This window comes from Billgrantia pellis, from assembly GCF_008297955.1.
Lineage (GTDB): Bacteria > Pseudomonadota > Gammaproteobacteria > Pseudomonadales > Halomonadaceae > Halomonas > Halomonas pellis.
In genome coordinates this window covers 62,803-83,201 of sequence record NZ_VTPY01000006.1, presented here as the reverse complement: position 1 = coordinate 83,201, position 20,399 = coordinate 62,803, and the positions used below count along the sequence as shown (strand labels likewise).

Below are 20,399 nucleotides of genomic sequence, written 5' to 3'. Positions count from 1 at the left end.
CCTCCTCACAGTTCAGCGGCAAGCTTGTCGAGCAGCTTGCGATGCGCCTTCTCGTCGACGGAGGCCTCCAGGACGCGTTCGGCACCGGCCACGGCGAGACTGGACACCTGGGCACGCAGCTCGTCCTTGGCACGCTGGATTTCCTGGTCGATTTCGGCACGTGCGCTGGCGATCATGCGTTCGCCCTCGGCGCGAGCCTGCTCGCGGGCTTCCTCGACGATCTGCGCCGAGCGCTTGTTGGCCTGCTCGAGAATTTGCGAAGCCTGCTCCTTGCTCTCGCGCAGTGTCTGGGACGCCTGCTCCTGAGCGAGCTCGAGATCACGTGACGCCCGGCTGGCCGCATCGAGACCCTCGGCGATCCTCTTCTGGCGCTCGTGAAGCGCGGTGCTGATCGGCGGCCACACATACTTGATACAGAACCAGACAAAAATCGCGAAGGCGATCGTTTGTCCGATAAGCGTCATGTTGATATTCACGGGTATGTACCTCTGACAGGTTCGTGGCGACCGGAAACGAGCAAACCGAGCGCTTCAGCGCTCGGCAGCGTCGTTAACCGGCGACGACGAAGATCAGGTACATCGCGATACCTACGCCGATCATCGGCACGGCGTCGAGCAGGCCGGCCATCAGGAAGGTCTTGGTCTGCAGTTGGTCGCCCAGCTCGGGCTGACGAGCGGTGGACTCCAGCAGCTTGCCACCCAGCAGGGCGAAGCCGATGCCGGTACCCAGAGCGCCCAGACCGATCATGAGGGAAGCGGCGAGGTAGATATAATCCATGATGTGCTCCTAGTTTTCGTATTGACTTACAAGGGTTTAGGGTTAAGGGGAATTGCAAGTTGCTCGTTTCAGTGATGCTCGTGTGCAGCGCTGAGATAGACCACGGTAAGCATGGTGAAGATGAAGGCCTGGAGAGTGATGACCAGGATATGGAAGATGGCCCACGGCACGTCGAGCAGCCAGATGGCCCAGAACGGCAGCAGGGCGATCAGAATGAAGATGACTTCACCGGCGAACATGTTGCCGAACAGTCGCATCGCGAGACTGAAGGGCTTGACGATCAGGCCAACGATCTCGAGAACCAGATTGAAAGGAACCAGCAGCCAGACATTGAACGGCGTCAGCGAGAGTTCACGGGCAAAGCCGCCGACTCCCTTGACCTTGAAGCTGTAGTAGAGAATCAGGATGAAGACGCCCAGCGCCATGCCCAGGGTAGCGTTGACGTCGGTGGTGGGCACGATTTTCATGTACTCGACACCGAGACGCGCGAAGACCTCCGGCAGGTAGTCGACCGGAATGATCTTCAACGTGTTCATCAGCAGGATCCACACGAACAGCGTCAGCGCCAGCGGCGCGATGATGGGATTCCTGCCATGAAAGGCGGAACGCACCAGACCCTCGATGAATTCGATGACCATTTCAACGGCGTTCTGCAGCCCGCCAGGCACGCCGGTGGTGGCGATCTTGCCGGCCTTGCGGAACAGCCAGATGAACAGCAGGCCCATGGCGATGGACCACCCCATGGTATCCAGGTGAATGGCCCAGAAGCCCATTTCACGGGCCTCTTCGGCAGAGTGGGCGATCGACCAGCCGTTCTCGGGGTGGCGACCGAAGGTCAGGTTCTGGAGGTGATGCTGAATATAGGACGCTGCCGTAACTTCGTTACCTGCTGCCATGCTGTCATTACCTCGATTCAGGAGCCGGCCTTTTCACGCTTGAACCAGGGCGCGAGCCAATGCGTGAACAGAACCGCCACGTATGCGACGAAGAAGAAAATCGGGTTTGAGGGGGGCGCTGCCACGAACACCATGGCCAGCAGCGCCACCGTCAAACCGAACTTTCCCGCCTCGGCTCGGTACAGCGTCGAGACAAAGCGCCTAGCCCGCTTACCTCCTCGAACCGAGCCGATACGCCAGGCGAAGTAGAGGGAGGGAATCAGGCCGGCCAACCCTCCCAGCAACGCCGACAGAGCGCTCCCGCTCCCCGAAGCCAGTGCACCGATGCCCGTCAGTATCAGCGTTACGGCCCCTTGCAGGCGAAGCAATCGAGCGACATCGAGGCGGCCGCGTCTTCCGGCAGCGTGTTTCTGCATCTGTCGACATTCCTGCCCTGCCAGGCAGGGATTGAGCGCCGGCCAGTCCGAGCCTATCGCTCAGGCAAACAACGGCGGATTATAGGGAAGCGCCCAAGCCTGTTCAACCAGACAAGGCGCTTTTGACGGCGAATGGCACGGCTCTGCGACCAAAGATGGACCCCATTGTCGACACTGCTCGTCGATTAGCGAATGTGTTCGAGGATGCCATCCAGTTCGTCCAGGCTCGAGTAGCGTATGGTCAATCGTCCTCTGCCGCCGCGGCCGTGCTTGATCCTGACCGGAGCGCCGAGCAGTTCGCCGAGCCGCGTTTCGAGTCGCGCCACGTCAGGGCTCGGCGCCTCAGCCGCCTTCTTCGGTTCGCCCTGGGCCAGGCGCTTCACCAATGCCTCGGTATCGCGCACGGTGAGGTCCTTGTTGACCACCTCGTGAGCCGCTCGGCGCTGCTTGGCTCCCGGCAAGGCGAGCAGGGCACGGGCATGGCCCATGTCCAGATCGCCGCGCTCCAGCAACGTCTGAACCTCGGGGTCGAGTGCGAGCAGGCGCAGCAGGTTGGCGACCTGAGCGCGTGACTTGCCCACGGCGTCCGCCACCTGCTGCTGGGTGAGTTCGAACTCCTCGAGCAGCCGTTTGAGCGCCATCGCCTCCTCCACCGGGTTGAGGTTCTCGCGCTGGATGTTCTCGATCAGCGCCAGCGCCAGGGCGACCTCGTCGCTGACCTCGCGGATCACCGCCGGAATGGTGTCGAGCTCGGCGAGCTGGGCGGCGCGCCAGCGGCGCTCGCCGGCGATGATCTCGTAGCGCGACTCGCCGATGGGCCGTACCACGATGGGCTGCATCACGCCCTGGGCGCGAATCGAGTCGGCCAGCTCTTCCAATGCTTCCGGCTGGATATCGCGGCGGGGCTGGTACTTGCCGCGGGAGAGCTGGCCCAGCGGCAGGCGCTCGAGCCGCTCCTCGGCGGCAACGGGAGCGACGGCGACCTCGCCGTCCTCGGCAGCGGGAATTTCCACCTCGGGCAGCTCGAGGTTGTCGCGGCGGCGGGCGCCGGCGCCGATCAGGGCATCCAGGCCACGGCCCAGGGCGCGTTTACGCGTCATCAGCATTCCCTCATCACAACGAGCGTGTCACACGAGCAGAACGTGCCGGTCACCTAGAGCGACAGACGACGAATCAGTTCCTTGGCCAGCACCCGATGGGCCTGGCTGCCCCGCGAGAAGCGGGCATACTTGGTCACCGGCAGACCATGGCTCGGCGCCTCGGCCACCCGGACGTTGCGCGGAATAGTGGTCTTCAGCAGCGTTTCGCCGAAGTAGTCGCGCAGTTGCTTGCTGACGTCCCGGGTCAGGCTGTTGCGACCGTCGAACATGGTGCGCAGGATGCCATAGATCGCCAGGTCGGGATTCACGCTATCCTTGATCTGTTCCACGGTATCGAGCAGGGCCGAGAGCCCTTCGAGAGCGTAGAACTCGCACTGCAGCGGTATCAACACACCGTTGGCCGCGGTCAGGGCATTGACGGTCAGCATGTTGAGCGACGGGGGGCAGTCGATCAGCACGACGTCATACTCCGCCGCGACGCTGCCCAGGGCTTCGGTCAGGCTGCGCTCGCGCCCTTCGGCGCGGTCGAGCAGTTCGACCTCGGCGGCGGTGAGATCGCCATTGCCGGGCAGCAGGGTATACCCCGCGGTGGGGCAATCGAGCATCACTTCGGTGGCGCGCTTCTCGCCCAGCAGCAGATCGAGCACACTGCCATCGAGCGTGTGCTTGTCGATGCCGCTACCCATGGTGGCATGCCCCTGAGGATCCAAATCGACCAGCAGCACGCGTCGATCCAGCGCCGCCAGGCTGGCGGCCAGGTTGACGGCGGTGGTGGTCTTGCCCACGCCGCCCTTCTGGTTGGTCAAGGCGATAATCTGGGTCACGGACGATTTCCCCTGCAACGACGGCCCTCAGTGGCGGCCTGGATTGGAATCGATTCGCTCGACGATCAGCAACGCACGCTCGCCTGCCGTGAACGGAACCGTCAGGGCGTGACGTTCACGTATCGTCAGCCCCGGGGCCAGATCGGCCAGCTCCTCATCGACGGCCGGTCCCTTCATGGCGAGCCAGCAACCGTCGGCCGCCACCAGGTGCTCGGTCAGGCGCGTGAAGTCCGCGAGGCTGGCAAAGGCGCGGGAGATCACCTGGACGAAGCCGCCCGGTGGCGCCCTGAAGGCCTCGACACGCGCCTGTACCGGCGTGACGTTGTCCAAGCCGAGCTCCATCACCGCCTGACGCTGGAAGCGAACCTTCTTGCCGTTGCTGTCGAGCAGCGTGACCGCAAGTCTCGGCTCGAGAATCGCCAGTACCAGTCCCGGCAGGCCGGGGCCGGCGCCGACGTCGAGCAACGGTGCATGGCTCACGAAAGGCAGCACGGCCGCGCTATCGAGCAGGTGCCGGGACACCATGTCCTCGGTAGAGCGTACCGCGGTGAGGTTATAGGCGCGATTCCACTTGTGCAACAGCCCGACCAATCGCCGCAGGCGCTCATGCTGACCAGCGTTCACGTCGATGCCCAATGCCGCCAGGCCGGCATCGAGCCGCTCCGCTGCCTGCGGGGTCAAGGCATCGCTCATCCGTTGGCTACCTGTTGTTCGTCGAGCAGGCGCCGTTTTTTGAGATGAATCAGCAGGATCGATACGGCCGCCGGGGTCACGCCGGAGATGCGGGCAGCCTGGGCCAGGGACTGCGGGCGTGCCTCGGCGAGCTTCTGGCGAATCTCGTGGGAGAGCCCCTCGACCCGGGAATAGTCGAGATTGGCCGGTAGCGGCGTCGCCTCGTGACGCTTGAGCTTGTCGATCTCGTCCTGCTGACGGTCGATGTACCCCTGGTACTTGGCCTGGATCTGCACCTGTTCGGCCACTGCCTCGTCACTTACCGGCTCACCGACGAGCCCCGCGACGTCAGCGTAGCCGAGCTCGGGGCGCTTGAGCAGGTCGAGCAGGCTGTATTCACGGGCGAGCGGCTGGCCGGTCTTCGCCTCGACGGCGGCGGCGGCGGCAGTGCCGGGCTGGACCCAGCCCGACTTGAGCCGGGCACTCTCGCGTTCGATCGCCTCGCGCTTGTCGCTGAACGCGGCCCAGCGCGCATCGTCGATCAAACCCAGCTCGCGACCGGCTTCGGTGAGGCGCAGGTCGGCGTTGTCCTCGCGCAGCAGCAGGCGATACTCGGCGCGCGAGGTGAACATGCGGTAGGGCTCCTTGGTCCCCAAGCGAATGAGATCGTCGACCAGCACACCGAGATAGGCCTCGTCGCGCCGCGGCCACCAGGCTTCAAGCCCGCGTGCGCGCCGCGCCGCGTTGAGCCCCGCCAGCAGCCCCTGGGCGCCGGCTTCCTCGTAGCCGGTGGTGCCGTTGATCTGCCCGGCGAAGAACAGGTTGTGGATAAATTTCGTTTCCAACGAATGCTTCAGGTCACGCGGGTCGAAGAAATCGTACTCGATGGCGTAGCCGGGCCGGGTGATGCGGGCGTTCTCCAGCCCTTCGATCGAGCGCACCACCTGGAGCTGCACGTCGAAAGGCAGCGAAGTGGAAATGCCGTTGGGGTAGAGCTCGTGGGTATCGAGCCCTTCCGGTTCAATGAACACCTGGTGGCTCGCTTTGTCGGCGAAGCGGTGCACTTTGTCCTCGATCGAGGGACAGTAACGCGGCCCGACGCCTTCGATCATGCCGGAGTACATGGGCGAGCGGTCGAGGTTGGCGAAGATGATCTCGTGGGTGCGCTCGTTGGTGTGGGCGATATGACAGCTCACCTGGCGCGGATGCATGTCGCGCCTTCCCAGATAGGACATCACCGGCGTCGGCATATCGCCGGGCTGCTCCTCGAGGGCGGAAAAATCGACGCTCTTGGCATCCAGCCGGGGCGGCGTCCCGGTCTTGAGCCGGTCGACCCGGAACGGCAGCGCACGCAGCCGAGATGCCAGGGCATTCGAGGGCGGATCGCCGGCGCGACCGCCGCGGCTTTGCTCGAGACCGATATGAATCACGCCACCGAGGAAGGTACCGGTGCACAGCACGATCGTTTCGGCATGGAAGCGAATGCCGGTCTCGGTCACCACACCGCGCACCGTATCGCCGTCGACGATCAAATCGCCCGCGGCCTGCTGGAACAGCATTAGATTGGGCTGGTTCTCCAGCATGCCGCGAATGGCCGCCTTGTAGCGTACGCGATCCGCCTGAGCGCGGGTCGCCCGCACCGCCGGCCCCTTACGGGCGTTGAGCACGCGAAACTGGATGCCGCCGAGGTCGGTGGCCAGCCCCATGGCACCGCCCAGCGCATCGATCTCCTTGACCAGATGGCTCTTGCCGATCCCGCCGATGGCGGGATTGCAGGACATCTGCCCGAGAGTCTCGATGTTGTGGGTCAGCAGCAGGGTCTGACAGCCCATGCGGGCGGAGGCCAAAGCGGCTTCGGTTCCCGCATGGCCGCCGCCGATGACGATGACGTCAAAGCGGTCGGGATACTCCACGTTACACCTCGTTGCGCTTGAGCGCGGATATTCCAAAGGGGGCGAAAAACAGCCTGCCAGTATAAACCGCCTGTGGGTAAGCGTCAGGGGTTTTCCACATCGCGTTTGCCAACGGACTTGCCGATTCACCAGACTAAACAAAACAGAATGATTAAAAGAGAGAAGTTCTGTTGTGGTTGTAACTACTGGTGTGGACAAAAACGGTGGATAACCTGAAAAACTACTTTCGCAACATTAGGATGCATTGTTGACGGATGCGGGGGAAAGCGGCTGATGTCCTGAGAGTGGAGGGTGACGAGCCTGTGGATGAATGGGCTGGTTGCCCACAGGCGAGACGCTACACGCTTTTTCCACTGTCGGCTACCGCGGTTGTCACCGCAGCTGTGAACAACGGCATGCTGCCGACGGCAATGGCGTAGCTGCGCGGCTCCGGAGGGAAAAAGGGGAGGAAGCGAAAAAAGATATCCACAACCAAAAAAAAGCCCTGTCGGTGCCGACAGGGCCTGCTTGCAGGAACGCTATCAGTGCTTGAGCACCCGCGACAGGAAGTTCTGGGTACGTTCGTGTTGTGGCGAGTCGAACAACACGTCGGGAGCGGCCTGCTCGACGATTTCCCCCTTGTGGATATAGACCACTCGATCGGCGACCTCGCGAGCGAAGCCCATCTCATGGGTAACGACCACCATGGTCATGCCCTCCCGTGCCAGCTCACGCATGGCATCGAGGACCTCACCGATCATCTCCGGGTCGAGCGCCGAGGTGGGTTCGTCGAACAGCATCAGGCGTGGCTCCATGGCGAGCGCCCGCGCCAGAGCGACGCGCTGTTGCTGGCCGCCCGAGAGCTGGCTGGGGTATTTGCGCGCCTGATCGGCGATACCGACCCGTTCGAGCAAACGTTCGGCAGTCTCGACCGCGTCGGTGCGGCTCCAGCCTCGCACCTTCATCGGCGCCAGCGAGACATTGTCGAGCACGCTGAGGTGGGGAAAGAGATTGAATTGCTGAAACACCATGCCGACCTCGGTACGAATCCGCTGCAGTGCTCGGCTGCTCCTGCCGTTGGGCAGCAGTTCGTTGCCATCGACCTCGATATGGCCGTGCTGAAACTCCTCGAGGCCGTTGATGCAGCGAATCAGGGTGGACTTGCCGGAACCGCTGGCACCGATCACCACGACCACCTCGCCGGGTTGAATCGTAAGGTCGATATCCTTGAGTACATGCAGGTCGCCGAAAGACTTGTTGACCTTCGCCATGTGCACGATGGGCTCGGCGCTGGAAGGTGAGTTGTCCTGGGTCATGTCGCGCTCCTTATTGTCCGACCAAGCCCTTGCGCTCGAGCAGCCGCAAGGCGAAAGACAGGCTCAGCGTTATCGCCAGATAGAGGAGGGCGACCATCAGGTAGACTTCCAGGGCATTGAAGGTGGTGGCAATGTAGACCTGGCCCTGGCGCACCAGCTCGCCCACGCCGATCACCGAGAACAGTGAGGTATCCTTGATACTGATGATGCCTTGGTTGCCGAGCGGAGGGATCATTCGACGGAATGCCTGGGGCCATATGATGTAACGGAACGCCTGGGTGCGCGAGAGACCCAGCGACAGGCTGGCCTCGCGCTGGCCGCGGTCGATCGACTGGACGCCGCCACGCACGATCTCGGAAATATAGGCACCGGAGTTGACCGCGATGGCGGCGATACCCGCTACCAGGGCGTTGATGGGCCCGCCGAGGAGCTGGGGCAGGCCGTAGAAAATGAACAGTACCTGCACCAGCACCGGTGTGCCGCGGAAGATCTCGATATAGGCCACGGCCGGTATCCGCAGCCAGGCGATAGGGCTGATGCGCAACAGGCCGAAGAGAATGCCGATGAGAAACCCGATGGCCAAGCCACCGAAAGAGATCAGCAGGGTGTAGGGTATCCCTTTCAGCAGAAAGGGAATGGAGGCGAAAGCGGCCTCCCAGTCGAATTGGAAGGTGACGTCCACGTGGGCTCTCCCGTCAGGATGCGTCTCGGGGTGGCATGAGTGACAACGCAGCGGGGTCGGGTTCAGCGACCCGACCCCGCTTCAGGATGCTCGCGGCATCATTCTTCGCTGGCGCTGCCGAACCACTTCTCGTGGATCTCGTCGTAGGTGCCGTCCTCGCGCATCTCTGCCAGCGCCTCGTTGGAGGGTTCGACCCACTCGCTGCCCTTGACGAAGACAATGCCGTACTGTTGGCCTTCGTAGAGCGGGCCGACCACTTTTACCCGTCCTTCGCCGCGGGTCTGGGAGAAATAGCCGACGTTGGGCGCATCATAGAAGACCGCATCGACACTGCCGCCGAGCAGGGCCATGTACATGTCGCTGCTGCCCGGGTAGGGGGTGACGTCGGCTTCATCACCGAGGTTCTCCACGAGGAAGTCGTAGCTGGTGGAGCCGACCTTGGTACCGATCTTCTTGCCCTTGAGGTCGTCGATCTCCTCGACGCCGTCCTCATCGGCGCGTACCAGGATCCTCAGGCCGCTATCGTAATAAGGATCGGAGAAGTCGACGATCTCGGCACGCTCGTCGGTGATGGTGATGCCGGCGATGGCAATATCCACGTTGCCGGTCTGCACTGCGGGAATGATGCCGTTGAAATCCATGGTTTCGAGTTCGTACTCGAAGCCTGCCCGCTCGGCGACCTCGGCGAGGATGTCCATGTCGAAGCCGACCATCTCGCCGGACTCCTGGTCCATCATCTCGAAGGGGACGAAGCTCGGGTCGGTGACCACGTCGAGCGTTTCGTTGGCGGCGACCATGCCGGAGAGGCCGAGTCCTAAGGCGATGCCGGAGACCAGGGTGGCCGTCTTCACTTGTCGTTTCATACGTTTCCCCATGGTGAATTGTTGTGGCGTTAGCCTTTCAACCATGGCGAGTTCACCGGGAAGCGTCAAGTCAAGGGGTTACACCATGAAGGAGGCGCCACAGCCGCAGGTCGTGGTGGCGTTGGGGTTCTGCACCAGGAAGCGGGCGCCAGCCAGCCCCTCCTCGTAATCCACGGTGGAGCCCACCAGGTACTGGTAGGAAAGTTCATCGATCACCAGCGCGACCTCGCCGAACTCGATGAGAGTATCGTCTTCGCCGACCGCATCGGCGAAGTCGAAACCGTACTGGAAGCCCGAACAGCCGCCTCCCGTCACATAGACGCGCAGTTTGAGGCCGGGCTTGCCTTCGTCCTTGATGAGCGCCTGGAGCCGCTTCCTGGCAGCCTCGGATAGCATCATGGGGGTGGGCACGAAAGATTCTGCGCCGCTCATGGGCATCCTCCCCTGAGCTGAATGGATGGTTAACATGCCATTATCCCCAATCCCTAGCAAAAGGGTCAACTATTGCCGGGGAGGGGCTGGTGCCGCGTCGCCTCAGGGCATCAGGGCAGGCGCGGCGAGACCGGCATTCTCGTCGAAACCGAACATCAGGTTGAGGTTCTGTATGGCCTGTCCCGATGCGCCCTTGACCAGATTGTCGATCACCGACAGCACGACCACGGTATCGCCGTCGCCGGGCCGGTGCACCGCCAGGCGGCATACGTTGACCCCTTTGACACTGCGCGTTTCCGGATGGCTACCGGTGGGCATCACGTCGACGAAAGGTTCGTCGGCGAAACGCCGCTCGAACAGTGCCTGCAGGTCGCCTGGCTCAACTGTCAGGCGCCCGTATAGCGTGGCATGGATACCGCGTATCATCGGCGTCAGATGCGGCACGAAGGTCAGCCCGACCTGGCCGCCGGCGGCATCGGCCAGGCCTTGGCGTATTTCCGGCAGGTGGCGGTGACCGCCAGCGCCGTAGGCCTTCATCGATTCGCTCGCCTCGGCCAGCAGCGACGGCACCTTGGCACCGCGGCCGGCACCGGTCACGCCGGACTTGCAGTCGGCGATGAGGTGGCCGGCATCGATCAGCCCCGTCTCGAGCAGCGGCATCAGGCCAAGCTGAACCGCCGTCGGGTAGCAGCCGGGCACGGCGATCAGACGCGCTTCGCGTATCGCTTCGCGGTGCAATTCGGGCAGGCCGTAGACGGCATGCTCGAGAAGCTCGGGAGCGCCATGAGATTGACCGTACCAAGTGGCCCACTCATCGGCGTCGCGCAGCCGGAAGTCGGCGGAGAGATCGATCACCCGGGTTCCCTGGGCGAGAAGCTCGCCGGCCAGCGTGTGAGCGACACCATGGGGAGTGGCGAAGAACACCGCGTCGCAAGCCCCCAGACGGCGGGTATCCGGCTCGCTGAAAGCCAGTGCGTCGTAGTGGCCACGCAGGTTGGGATACATATCGCTGACGCGTACGCCGGCCTCGGAGCGCGAGGTGATGGCCTCGACCTCGACCGCGGGGTGCTGGGCCAGCAGCCTGAGCAGTTCGACGCCGGTGTAACCGGTGCCGCCGACGATTCCGACCTTGATCACAACGGGACTCCTCGAATGATTGCCTGGCGAAGCGGTCGCTCACGGGACCGCCCTGTCCGGATATGATACACAAGGGAGGGGGGACCACCCAGCCGTCCCTCCCGCTCGAGACATGTACAGGAACGTCGCCGTGTTGCACCTCTCGTTTCCCGCTTTCAGCCTGGAAAGTTTCCGTCGCAAGCTGGCCAGCGTCGACGCTTTGCCGCAGCTGTGCGTGCTTGGGGTCGTCTCCGGCCTGTTGACTGGCGCCGTGATGGTCGGTTTCCGCCTGCTGCTGGAGCTGGGCGGCTTCATTTTCATGCCCGGTAACGATCCCGAAGCTTTCGAGGCGCTGTCGCCCATGCTGCGCACGGTCCTGCCGCTGCTGGCGGTGACTCTCATCGGAATTCTCCTCTGGCGCCAGCCTGCGGCGGCGCGCAAGCTCGGGGTGGGGCATGTTATCGAGCGTTTGACCCATCACCAGGGACGTTTTCCGCTACGTAACTGGCTCAATCAGTGGTGGGTCGGTGTGGCGTCGGTGCTGGGCGGGCTATCGGCCGGCCGCGAGGGACCGGCAATCCATCTCGGTGCCGCCGCGGCCAGCGGACTCGGCCAGTGGTTGCGCTTGCCGCATAACAGTCTTCGGGTGCTAGTGGCCTGCGGCACGGCGGCGGGCATTTCGGCATCGTTCAACACCCCCATTGCGGGCGTCATCTTCGCCATGGAAGTGGTGATGATGGAGTACACCATCGCTGGTTTCATGCCGGTGATCCTTGCTTCCACCGTGGGCGCACTGGTCGCCATGCTGGTGTTCGGCTCCGAGCCGGCCTTCGAGGTGATCAGCGTCAGTCTCGGGTCACTGATGAACCTGCCCTGGATCGTCATCACGGCGCTTTTCATTGGGCTCCTGGCGGGTCTCTTCATTCGTGTGGCGAGAAGTGAGCGCATCGCCGCGCTGCCGGTCGCGGTTAGGCTGGCGATGGTGGGGATCGCCACGGCCACGGTGGCCTGGTGGTATCCCGACGTTCAGGGGATCGGCTACGACAGCCTGGCCGCTTCCCTGGCCGGCAGCGTGGCGCTGGACGTGCTACTGGCGCTGGTAATGGCCAAACTGCTGCTGACGGCACTGACGGTAGCCAGCGGCATTCCCATCGGTATCATCGGGCCGATGCTGGTGGTCGGGGCCGCGGCCGGAGCGTTGGCCGATCTGGTGGGAGCGTGGCTCTTTCCCCAACTGGGCGTGGAGCCCGGCTTCTACGCGATGCTCGGCATGGCGGCAATGATGGGAGCGGTTCTGCAGGCACCGTTGGCCGCGTTGATGGCGCTGCTGGAACTGACTCACAACCCCAACATCATCCTGCCAGGCATGCTGGCAGTGGTGGTTTCGGGGCTGACGACCCGTCAGCTGTGCCGCTGCGACGGTTTTTTCATCAGCATGACCCGCCATGGTCTGCATCCGCTGCAGCAGCCGTTGATGCAGGCGCTCTCGCGGATTTCGGTGCCGGCCGTCATGGAGCGCAGCCTGGCGACCACGCCGCGCATGGTCACCCGCGAGCAGGCGCGAACGCTGCTCGATGCCAAGCCGCAATGGATTCTGATCCTGCGCTCCACCGACGACAAGCCGACCCTGGCGCTCAAGGCTGCCGATCTGGCGCGGGCGTTGATAGACGAGCAGATTGCCGAGGAGGCCGAGACGGGAGATGCACGGATCGACCTGCTCGAGGTGCCGGGGCAGCGAATGGAAATGGCTCCGATCCATCTACAGGCCACCCTGTCGGAAGCGTTCGAACGACTCAACGACCAGTCGGTCGATGCGCTCTATGTGGAGCACGGGCGGCGGCCGAAGCATCAGCGGATTTCAGGTATCATCACCCGCGAGGCCATCGAGCGTTACTATTCGCTTCGGTAGGATAGCGTTGTCCCACGGGCTTGGCCGTCGGCAACCTCCATCTTGGGAGAACCCATGTACCTCTGGATCAAGGCTCTGCATATCGTGGCCGTGGTGACCTGGTTCGCCGCGCTGTTCTACCTGCCCCGGCTCTACGTCTACCATGCCCTGGCACGCGACAAGGGCGAACGACAGGTCATCGAAACCTTCAGCGTCATGGAGCGCAAGCTTTACCGCGGCATCATGACTCCCTCGATGATCGCGGTGATCGTGCTGGGTGCCTGGTTGCTCTACCTCAATCCCGGGTGGCTCGGCATGGGCTGGATGCACGTCAAACTCACGCTGGTGGTGCTGCTGGTGGTCTACCATCATGTCTGTCTGGTCTACCTCAAGCAGTTCGCCACGGAACGTTGCCAACGCAGCCATACGTTCTTTCGCGTGTTCAATGAGCTGCCGGTGCTGGCGCTGCTGGGCATCGTCATCCTGGTCGTGCTGAAGCCGTTCTGACATGCGCAACGTGAGACAGGGACCGAATCCGCCGGTGGTGCTGGTGCTGGCCGGTCACGATCCTACCGGAGGGGCGGGACTCGTGGCCGACAGCGAAGCGATCGCCGCCTGCGGCGGCTGGGCCGTGACGATTCCTACGGCACTCACGGTGCAGGATTGTCGTGACGTTCATCGCGTCGTCCCCGTCGATGCCGGTCTGATTCGCGGCATGGCCGGCGGCCTGTCATCGCTGCCGATCGCGGCGATCAAGGTGGGGCTGGTGGCCAGCAGCGATACACTCGACGCGGTGGTGGCCATCGTGCGCGACCGTCCCGGCATCCCGGTAGTGGTCGATCCCGTGCTCAAGGCGGGCGGTGGCGCAGAGTTATCCACAACCGAACTGATCGAGGCGTTCCGTGAACGGTTGTTGCCGCTTGTGGATGTCCTAACCCCGAATCGACTCGAACTAGAGCGCTTGACGAAAGGCGCGGGGCAGGATGACACGACTCGCGCCAAGCGTTTGTTGACGTCGGGCTGCGGTGCCGTGCTGGTGACCGGTAGCGACGATCCCGAGGTGGAGGTACCGACCGGCGAAGTGCAGCAGGTGCTCTACTGTGCCGATGGACGCTTTGCCTGGCGCTGGCCGCGGCTGACGGGCCGCTACCACGGCTCGGGTTGCACGCTGGCTGCGGCGCTGTCGGCACGCCTGGCAGTGGGCGAATCGCTACATGAGGCCTGTGAGCAGGCCCAGGCCTTTACCTGGCGCGCCCTGACGCGGGCCTGGCAGCCTCCCGTCGGGCAAGCGCTGCCCCGGCGTTTGGCGGGTTGCGAAGCGATGCGCGAGGATGAAGCCGTGAGGAGCCAGCCGGATCGGCTCGACCTAGACGAAGATCACCGCTATTTCACCGGCCATGCCGAGGTTATCCAGAAAACTATCCACAGCCCTTCTTCAACATTACGCGACTGCAAAGAGGCTCACATGACCACTTCCGCCACGCTTTTCGAACAGGCTTGTCGCCACATTCCCGGCGGGGTCAATTCCCCGGTGCGCGCCTTCAAGGGATTGCATCGACCCCCGATTTTCATCGAGCGGGCCCAGGGCGCCTACCTCTACGACGTGGAGGGCAATCGTTATGTCGACTATGTCGGCTCCTGGGGGCCGATGATCACCGGCCACGCCGATCCGGAGGTGCTGGGAGCCGTGCGCGAACGGCTCGACAATGGGCTCTCCTTCGGTACGCCGACGGCCATCGAGACCACCATGGCCGACCTGATCTGCGGGATGATCCCGTCGATCGACATGGTGCGCATGGTCAATTCGGGGACCGAGGCCACCATGTCGGCCATTCGACTGGCGCGGGGATTCACCGGACGTGACAAGATCGTCAAGTTCGAGGGCAACTACCATGGCCACTCCGACTCGTTGCTGGTCAAGGCCGGTTCCGGTGCCCTGACGCATGGCGAACCCAGCTCGCCTGGGGTACCGGCATCGCTGGCCGAACACACCATCACCCTGTCCTACAACGATGTCGACGCCGTCGAAGCGTGCTTCGAGGAAATCGGCAGCGAGATCGCCTGCATCATCGTCGAGCCGGTCGCCGGCAACATGAACTGCATTCCGCCGCTGCCCGGTTTTCTCGAAACCCTACGCCGGGTTTGCACCGAGTACGGCAGTGTGCTGATCTTCGATGAGGTAATGACCGGTTTCCGTGTCGCCATGGGCGGCGCTCAGGCGCACTTCGGCATCGAGCCCGACCTGACCTGTCTGGGCAAGATCGTCGGTGGCGGCATGCCGGTGGGGGCGTTCGGCGGCAAGCGCGACATCATGGAACGAATCTCGCCGCTGGGGCCGGTCTACCAGGCCGGTACGCTCTCCGGCAATCCGCTGGCCATGGCCGCCGGCATCGCACTGCTGACCAAGCTGCGTGAGCCCGGCTTTCACGATGCGCTGGCACAGCGAGTCGATACGCTGTGTCATGGACTGCGGGAGCGTGCCGATGCGGCCGGCATCGACATGATCACCCAAGGGGTGGGCGGCATGTTCGGGTTGTTCTTCACCGGGCAGACGCGGGTCGACAATTTCGCCCAGGCAACGGCCTGTGATGCCGACGCCTTTCGGCGCTTCTTCGCCGCGATGCTGGACGAGGGGGTCTATCTGGCGCCCTCGGCGTATGAGGCGGGCTTCATGTCCAGCGCACATACGCCGGAAGACATTCAATTGACGCTGGATGCCGCCGAGAGGGCCTTTGCCCAGCTGCACCAGCCCTGACGAGGCAGGAACGCCACGAGGAGGAGTGAACATGGAGGCTACATCGGCGAGCTGTTCTCCGGCAGCATCCACTGTGCTCGGCTTGGATGAGCTGGTCGATTCGCTGGTGGAATCGCATCGTTCGCTTGTCGTCGACCTGCCCTATGTGTCATCGACCAGTTGCCTGGCGGCGACCCGAGCTCTGATCGAGGAGGAGCTGGGCACGCTCGAGCGACATCTTATCGGTGAGGAGGATGCGGCTCGGCTCGCTGAACTGAAGGATTGGTTGGCGCAGGAACTGGTGCGTCTTGAACCTCAGTTCCTCGAACGCGAGGAGCCGCAGCCGAGCTGGGTGGTGGGACGTCGCATCATGTCGCTGTGCGACCGTCAGCGGCTGATCATGACCAATGCGCTGGATCTCGATCCCGCGGATTCGCTGGCCAGGCGCTGCCTGGATCCCGGCTTCGATCTGGTGTCGTTACTGGTGGGGCTGTACATACGCGATGAGACACGGCTGGCGCATTATGCCTTGGATCGTTACCTACGCCTCTCCGGCGACTACGCCTTGACCCGGTTGCTATCGGTCTACGGAGTGTGTCGAGCGCTGGCGGGCGCACGCAGGGCACTGCAGCGCCGGGAGGCGGAGCATTCCCGGTCGTTTCATCTGGCTGAAATCATGACGGAGGCGCGTCGCTACCTCGCCTTGGCTGAATGGGTCTCCCAGTTCCGCTTTCCGCCCCTGATCATCGGGGTCGGTGTCTCGGGCAGCGGTAAGAGCCGGTTCATGGCCGAGATGGTGGAGCGGCTGGGGGCGGTGCGGCTCTGCTCGGATGCCGAGCGACGACGTCTCTATGGCATCGATCCACAGGCGGTGGGACAGGAACCGTCTGTGGATATCTTTTCTGACGAGGCGACCACTCGTACCTATCAACGCCTGGCGAGTCTGGCCGGTATTCTGCTCAATGCCGGCATACCCACCTGTGTCGATGCGACCTGTCTGACCCGGGAGCAGCGCGGGCGGCTTCGCCAGCAGGGTGAAGCACGAGGTCTGCCGGTATTGATCGTCAGCTTCGAGGCGGACGAGGAAACCTTGAAGGCGCGTATCGCCAAGCGCGCCCGGCGACAGGGCGCCAATCCGGCGGCCAGTCTCGCCGTGCTGCAGCGTCAGCAGGCCGTCTTCGAAGGCTTCAGCGACGAGGAGCGCCAGCATCTGCTGCGACTCGACACCACTGCCGAAAATGCGGGCGATACGCTGGCAGCGCTCGTCGACAAACGTATCAGATTGAACTACAGCTGAGGCTAACATGATACGGTTTACGTCCCTCCTGCTGATTGCCTGGCTCGGGATGAATGCAATCGCAGCGGGAGACAACGCCAAGTCGAGGGGAGTGATGCCGGTGGAAAAGAACTCGAACCAGATCGAAATCCTGTTCGATGGCGAGCCGGGCACACGTTTCGTGGCGACGCTGACGATTCATCGTGATGGTGAAATCGAGACTCATGAGTTGGAGGAAGCCGTTCCTAGCCAGTACCGTTATCAAGGAGAGGCGCTGGAAGCCAGCGTGCGTCAGACGAGTCCTGAAGGTGGCTTGACGGTTGAGGTTCGCAAGGGGGGAAATGTAAGCCGCTCGAGTTCAAGCGGTGAACACAGCCGGCTTAGGCTGCAAGTGCGCTAATCTTGAGCTGAGAACATCGAAAAAAGGGTCCCGCATGAGCGAGACCCTTTGTGGTGGGCTCAGTTCTGATAGACGTGGGCCGTGTTGCCGCCACCCACCTGAGTGGTAACGGCAATATTGTTGACACCCATCTGCACATGGGTCGCACTGTTGCTGGCCAAGCTCGCCAGACCCCCAAAGAAGCCCGGCAACGCCGATTGGGTGATGGTGGAATCGTGGCCCAGGCCAGTCTGGGAGGAGTACGCCAAGTCGTTATAGCCGCTCTGCGTCACCTCGGAATTATTATAACGACCATTTTGAACGATGGAGGCATCGTTGTTAATGTTGCTCTGATCCACCGAGGCTGTATTGTACTTGCCTTCCTGTGAAATATCGGCAGTATGCTTCAGGCCGCTCTGACGCACCCCTGCCTGGTTCCGAGTGCCGTTCTGGTCGATTGAAGAAACATTGAAACTGCCGCTCTGGTCAACGTCGGCAACGTTATAATCGCCCGATTGCGTGATGTCGGAGGAGAGCTTCGTTCCATCCTGGTCTACCAGCGCGACATTCTTGTCGTCCAATTGAACCACGTTAGAGTCGTTGAAGCTGCCGCTCTGACTGATATCAGCGAAATTTCTCCAGCCGTTCTGATACGTGGTAGCGTTATTCTTTACGCCTTCCTGATCAACCTGAAGGGCATTCCGGCTACCGAACTGTTGGCTATCGGAGGCGTTAAATCCTCCTGTTTGCGTCAAGCTAGAGCGATTTTTCGTCCCGTGCTGTAACGCATCGGCACGGTTCCCCAAGCCTTCCTGGACGATATCGGATTCGTTATCCCCTTGCCATCCTTTCTGAAGTACGGTTGCGTCGTTGTTCATACCCGTTTGGGTTACATTAGAATTATTGCTACCCCAGCCTTGGGTAAGTTGCGTTACACTTACGTTGTTGCCAACGCCTTCCTGATCGATATAGGATTCGTTTTCGTTTGCCATGGCTGTACTTGAGAAGGCAATGGCGGCTGCCAAGACGGTCATTTTCAGTTTCATTTTGGTTCCCCTTTCATGATGCCCTGGTGAGGCTATTTCGGCCGCCAGGGTGAGTAAGGAAACAGCAGGTCGTCTACCGTTTCCGCGTACTGCATTTAACAAGGCAGGCATTCCAGTTAATACTGATAGACTTGGACCGCTGCCCTTCCGCGTGAAAATTGGGTGACGGTGATGGGATTCCCTTGTCCGTTTCCAAGCTGATGGATTCCTGCGCTGCCGGAAATACCGTGCTGGACGATGGCAGCCTCCTTGCCGTAGCCTGACTGGACGATACTGGCATCATGGGCTTGTCCATACTGCAATATGGAAGCCTCCAACTGGGCGCCACTCTGGATTACCCTTGCACCATGGCCTCGTCCGATCTGGCTTACCACGGCATGACTGTCGATGCCATGCTGCGCAACGAGGGCGTTGTTGTGACCACCTTGCTGCAGTATGGCGGCGTCGTTGCCGTACCCTTCCTGGTGGATCGTGGCGCTCTGTTGAGGTAGCGCTTTTCTCGGCTTCAAATCGAGTTCAGAACTTTCGATGAGATCGGCGGCGGCGACGGCATGGGCCAGCACTGCCGCCCCAATTGGAAATGTAACAATTAAGTAAAGTTTCATAACTCTCCGCCCCATGTCACTTACTTTAAGTTACATAATCGTTGGGAGGAAAAAGGATTGCCATCATAAATAAAGATGAAATTTGTGTATTGCCGCCTTAGTGCTTCCTTTGTTGTTTTGTTTTAGCGAAACCATCCAAGGGAGATGAGATTTTTCGCCCTGCTCATAAAAAAGGCGCCGAGTTGGCGCCTTGGCTGAAGGATGAGCGTCACAACAAGGGCGAGGAAGCTTCCCGGTAAGCCACCAGAACGGGGTGGTGGCTATCGCTGGGATTGGCCAAGTTCCATAAATTTCGGTCCACTCCCTGAGTAACAAGATGTATCACAGCAGATTCAATGGCTGACATTACTGCCATTTGCACGGGTTCATTGTGTGTATAGCCGGCTTCTGCCTCCAAGAGCCGTCGGAAACTGACAAAACGATAAACTCCCGCGCGAACCTCGTAGGAATAAACCGTCTTGCTGGTAGTAACGTTACCGAGGACTTCTCCGGTAGCGATGTCCACGGCACGCAGATTGACGGTGACCTGGTCCACTTGGTACTGCCCGGATGAGCCTATGCCGAAGTACTCTGCCCCTACTCCCCCCGTCTTCATGTTGGAATCGTAAGCGATGATTCCCCCTTCCATCAGGATGCGGGCGGCATTGAGAGAACCCAATTCCTGTTCACGACCATCACGCTCCAAGTTGGCGCGGATAATGCGGCGCTCCGTGAGCAGATTCTGGAGTCCGACGCGCTCGAGCGGTATGAACCAGCCGGAATCGGCAAGCGCGGAACTCAGCATGGCGGCTCCGCCTTGGGTGACGGCCGTGGAAAAGGTGCTGGCGGGCTGTGGGCGGTACTGACCGGTTTGATCCCTAAAGTCGTAAACGGCGGTATAGATCGGTGCGGCCGGACGCGGCAGACTGGTCAAATCGACATAGGTGCCGGATCGAGGGGCCAGGGTTGCCGGTGCCCCCTCCAAGCCCTCCGGAGAGGTGACCATACCGACGCAGCCTCCCAACAATAGCAGTCCGATCATCAGACCGAGTCTCAATACTTTCATGTGCTGGCCTCTCTCAGTATGGTAATCCGAAGTCGATCCGTGTGACTTCATTCGTTGTCTTATCGGTAATGACCATCTGGAAGGCACCACGACCCACGTTGACAAACCTGACATTAAGCGATGAATTGTCGATCACGCTCTCACTGCCCCCGGGATTGTTGGGTTTGAGAGCATCATCGATGGCGCGGTTGATCAGATCGGCACGCAGTTCCTGCAAGAAAAAATCCACTTCCGAGAAGCCTCCGAAATCGGGGGCATTAGGGTCCTTGTGGGTATCTTGAGCCTGAGCCTTGTTGAGCAGGTGGTTGCCCAGGAGGGGATCCCCTCCGAATGAAGGATTGATGGGGCGATAAATCAGCTCCCCAGCCTGTGCCATCCCAGCCAAAGTGAGTAAGGCGCCCAAGCATAGTGCTGTCACACGATAGAGAATATTCATACGT

At 61.8% G+C, this 20,399-nt stretch carries 22 protein-coding genes and 1 pseudogene; 6 read left to right on the top strand and 17 right to left on the bottom strand.

The window, feature by feature from the left end:
• Positions 1–5: 5 nt before the first annotated feature.
• The 13 genes from F0A17_RS15870 to argC all read right to left on the bottom strand — a co-directional run bounded on the left by F0A17_RS15870 (position 6) and on the right by argC (position 11,007).
• Entirely contained in the window at positions 6–476 is a 471-nt protein-coding gene (locus tag F0A17_RS15870; protein WP_149329334.1) for a F0F1 ATP synthase subunit B, read from the bottom strand.
• A gap of 73 nt (positions 477–549) precedes the next feature.
• Entirely contained in the window at positions 550–777 is a 228-nt protein-coding gene (gene atpE / locus F0A17_RS15865) for a F0F1 ATP synthase subunit C (RefSeq protein WP_104203122.1), read from the bottom strand.
• Between the two features lie 68 nt (positions 778–845).
• On the bottom strand, positions 846–1,673 hold the full coding sequence (atpB, locus tag F0A17_RS15860; RefSeq protein ID WP_149329333.1) for a F0F1 ATP synthase subunit A: 828 nt from the start codon (positions 1,671–1,673) through the stop codon (positions 846–848).
• Between the two features lie 17 nt (positions 1,674–1,690).
• Positions 1,691–2,089 (bottom strand): ATP synthase subunit I, encoded by a 399-nt coding sequence (locus F0A17_RS15855; RefSeq protein ID WP_149329332.1) that lies wholly within the window; start codon positions 2,087–2,089, stop codon positions 1,691–1,693.
• A gap of 185 nt (positions 2,090–2,274) precedes the next feature.
• The gene (locus tag F0A17_RS15850; RefSeq protein WP_149329331.1) at positions 2,275–3,189 is read right to left on the bottom strand and encodes a ParB/RepB/Spo0J family partition protein; all 915 of its coding nucleotides are present in this window, start codon (positions 3,187–3,189) and stop codon (positions 2,275–2,277) included.
• 53 nt (positions 3,190–3,242) lie between these two features.
• Positions 3,243–4,013 (bottom strand): ParA family protein, encoded by a 771-nt coding sequence (locus F0A17_RS15845; RefSeq protein ID WP_149329330.1) that lies wholly within the window; start codon positions 4,011–4,013, stop codon positions 3,243–3,245.
• Between the two features lie 27 nt (positions 4,014–4,040).
• Positions 4,041–4,706: a 16S rRNA (guanine(527)-N(7))-methyltransferase RsmG gene (gene rsmG, locus F0A17_RS15840; protein ID WP_149329329.1), complete on the bottom strand. Its 666-nt coding sequence runs from the start codon at positions 4,704–4,706 to the stop codon at positions 4,041–4,043.
• A complete protein-coding gene (gene mnmG / locus F0A17_RS15835) occupies positions 4,703–6,598 on the bottom strand; it encodes a tRNA uridine-5-carboxymethylaminomethyl(34) synthesis enzyme MnmG (protein ID WP_149329328.1) in 1,896 nt (631 codons plus the stop codon). The genes rsmG and mnmG overlap by 4 nt, the downstream gene beginning before the upstream one ends.
• A 521-nt stretch (positions 6,599–7,119) precedes the next feature.
• On the bottom strand, positions 7,120–7,893 hold the full coding sequence (locus F0A17_RS15830) for an amino acid ABC transporter ATP-binding protein (RefSeq protein WP_149329327.1): 774 nt from the start codon (positions 7,891–7,893) through the stop codon (positions 7,120–7,122).
• A 10-nt stretch (positions 7,894–7,903) separates the two neighbouring features.
• Positions 7,904–8,575 carry an amino acid ABC transporter permease gene (locus tag F0A17_RS15825; RefSeq protein WP_149329326.1) on the bottom strand — a complete coding sequence of 224 codons (672 nt, stop codon included), beginning with the start codon at positions 8,573–8,575 and terminating at the stop codon, positions 7,904–7,906.
• 98 nt (positions 8,576–8,673) lie between these two features.
• On the bottom strand, positions 8,674–9,438 hold the full coding sequence (locus tag F0A17_RS15820; protein WP_149329325.1) for a transporter substrate-binding domain-containing protein: 765 nt from the start codon (positions 9,436–9,438) through the stop codon (positions 8,674–8,676).
• A gap of 78 nt (positions 9,439–9,516) precedes the next feature.
• Positions 9,517–9,870 carry an iron-sulfur cluster insertion protein ErpA gene (erpA, locus tag F0A17_RS15815; protein WP_149329324.1) on the bottom strand — a complete coding sequence of 118 codons (354 nt, stop codon included), beginning with the start codon at positions 9,868–9,870 and terminating at the stop codon, positions 9,517–9,519.
• A gap of 102 nt (positions 9,871–9,972) precedes the next feature.
• On the bottom strand, positions 9,973–11,007 hold the full coding sequence (argC, locus tag F0A17_RS15810; RefSeq protein ID WP_149329323.1) for an N-acetyl-gamma-glutamyl-phosphate reductase: 1,035 nt from the start codon (positions 11,005–11,007) through the stop codon (positions 9,973–9,975).
• A gap of 130 nt (positions 11,008–11,137) precedes the next feature.
• Here argC and F0A17_RS15805 point away from each other — a divergent pair, with 130 nt between their 5' ends.
• From F0A17_RS15805 to F0A17_RS15785, 6 genes and pseudogenes are all read left to right on the top strand, one after another.
• Positions 11,138–12,895, top strand: a complete 1,758-nt coding sequence (locus F0A17_RS15805; RefSeq protein WP_228716936.1) for a chloride channel protein — start codon at positions 11,138–11,140, stop codon at positions 12,893–12,895.
• Between the two features lie 54 nt (positions 12,896–12,949).
• A complete protein-coding gene (gene hemJ / locus F0A17_RS15800) occupies positions 12,950–13,381 on the top strand; it encodes a protoporphyrinogen oxidase HemJ (RefSeq protein WP_149329321.1) in 432 nt (143 codons plus the stop codon).
• Between the two features lies 1 nt (position 13,382).
• Positions 13,383–14,183: pseudogene (gene thiD, locus F0A17_RS20710) on the top strand (bifunctional hydroxymethylpyrimidine kinase/phosphomethylpyrimidine kinase); the annotation flags it as partial.
• 156 nt (positions 14,184–14,339) lie between these two features.
• Complete coding sequence (gene hemL / locus F0A17_RS20705) at positions 14,340–15,629, top strand: glutamate-1-semialdehyde 2,1-aminomutase (protein ID WP_223111566.1); 1,290 nt, start codon at positions 14,340–14,342, stop codon at positions 15,627–15,629.
• Positions 15,630–15,660: 31 nt separating this feature from the next.
• Positions 15,661–16,905, top strand: coding sequence for an AAA family ATPase (locus F0A17_RS15790; protein WP_187774716.1), 1,245 nt, complete (start codon positions 15,661–15,663; stop codon positions 16,903–16,905).
• A 7-nt stretch (positions 16,906–16,912) separates the two neighbouring features.
• Positions 16,913–17,284 carry a hypothetical protein gene (locus F0A17_RS15785; RefSeq protein ID WP_149329318.1) on the top strand — a complete coding sequence of 124 codons (372 nt, stop codon included), beginning with the start codon at positions 16,913–16,915 and terminating at the stop codon, positions 17,282–17,284.
• Positions 17,285–17,343: 59 nt separating this feature from the next.
• Here F0A17_RS15785 and F0A17_RS15780 read toward each other — a convergent pair whose 3' ends face one another.
• From F0A17_RS15780 to F0A17_RS15765, 4 genes are all read right to left on the bottom strand, one after another.
• Positions 17,344–18,309 (bottom strand): curlin subunit CsgB, encoded by a 966-nt coding sequence (locus tag F0A17_RS15780; protein ID WP_187774715.1) that lies wholly within the window; start codon positions 18,307–18,309, stop codon positions 17,344–17,346.
• Between the two features lie 116 nt (positions 18,310–18,425).
• The gene (locus F0A17_RS15775; protein ID WP_187774714.1) at positions 18,426–18,914 is read right to left on the bottom strand and encodes a hypothetical protein; all 489 of its coding nucleotides are present in this window, start codon (positions 18,912–18,914) and stop codon (positions 18,426–18,428) included.
• A 208-nt stretch (positions 18,915–19,122) separates the two neighbouring features.
• Positions 19,123–19,959 (bottom strand): CsgG/HfaB family protein, encoded by an 837-nt coding sequence (locus F0A17_RS15770; RefSeq protein WP_149329315.1) that lies wholly within the window; start codon positions 19,957–19,959, stop codon positions 19,123–19,125.
• Positions 19,960–19,972: 13 nt separating this feature from the next.
• Complete coding sequence (locus tag F0A17_RS15765) at positions 19,973–20,395, bottom strand: curli assembly protein CsgF (protein WP_149329314.1); 423 nt, start codon at positions 20,393–20,395, stop codon at positions 19,973–19,975.
• Positions 20,396–20,399 lie beyond the last annotated feature (4 nt).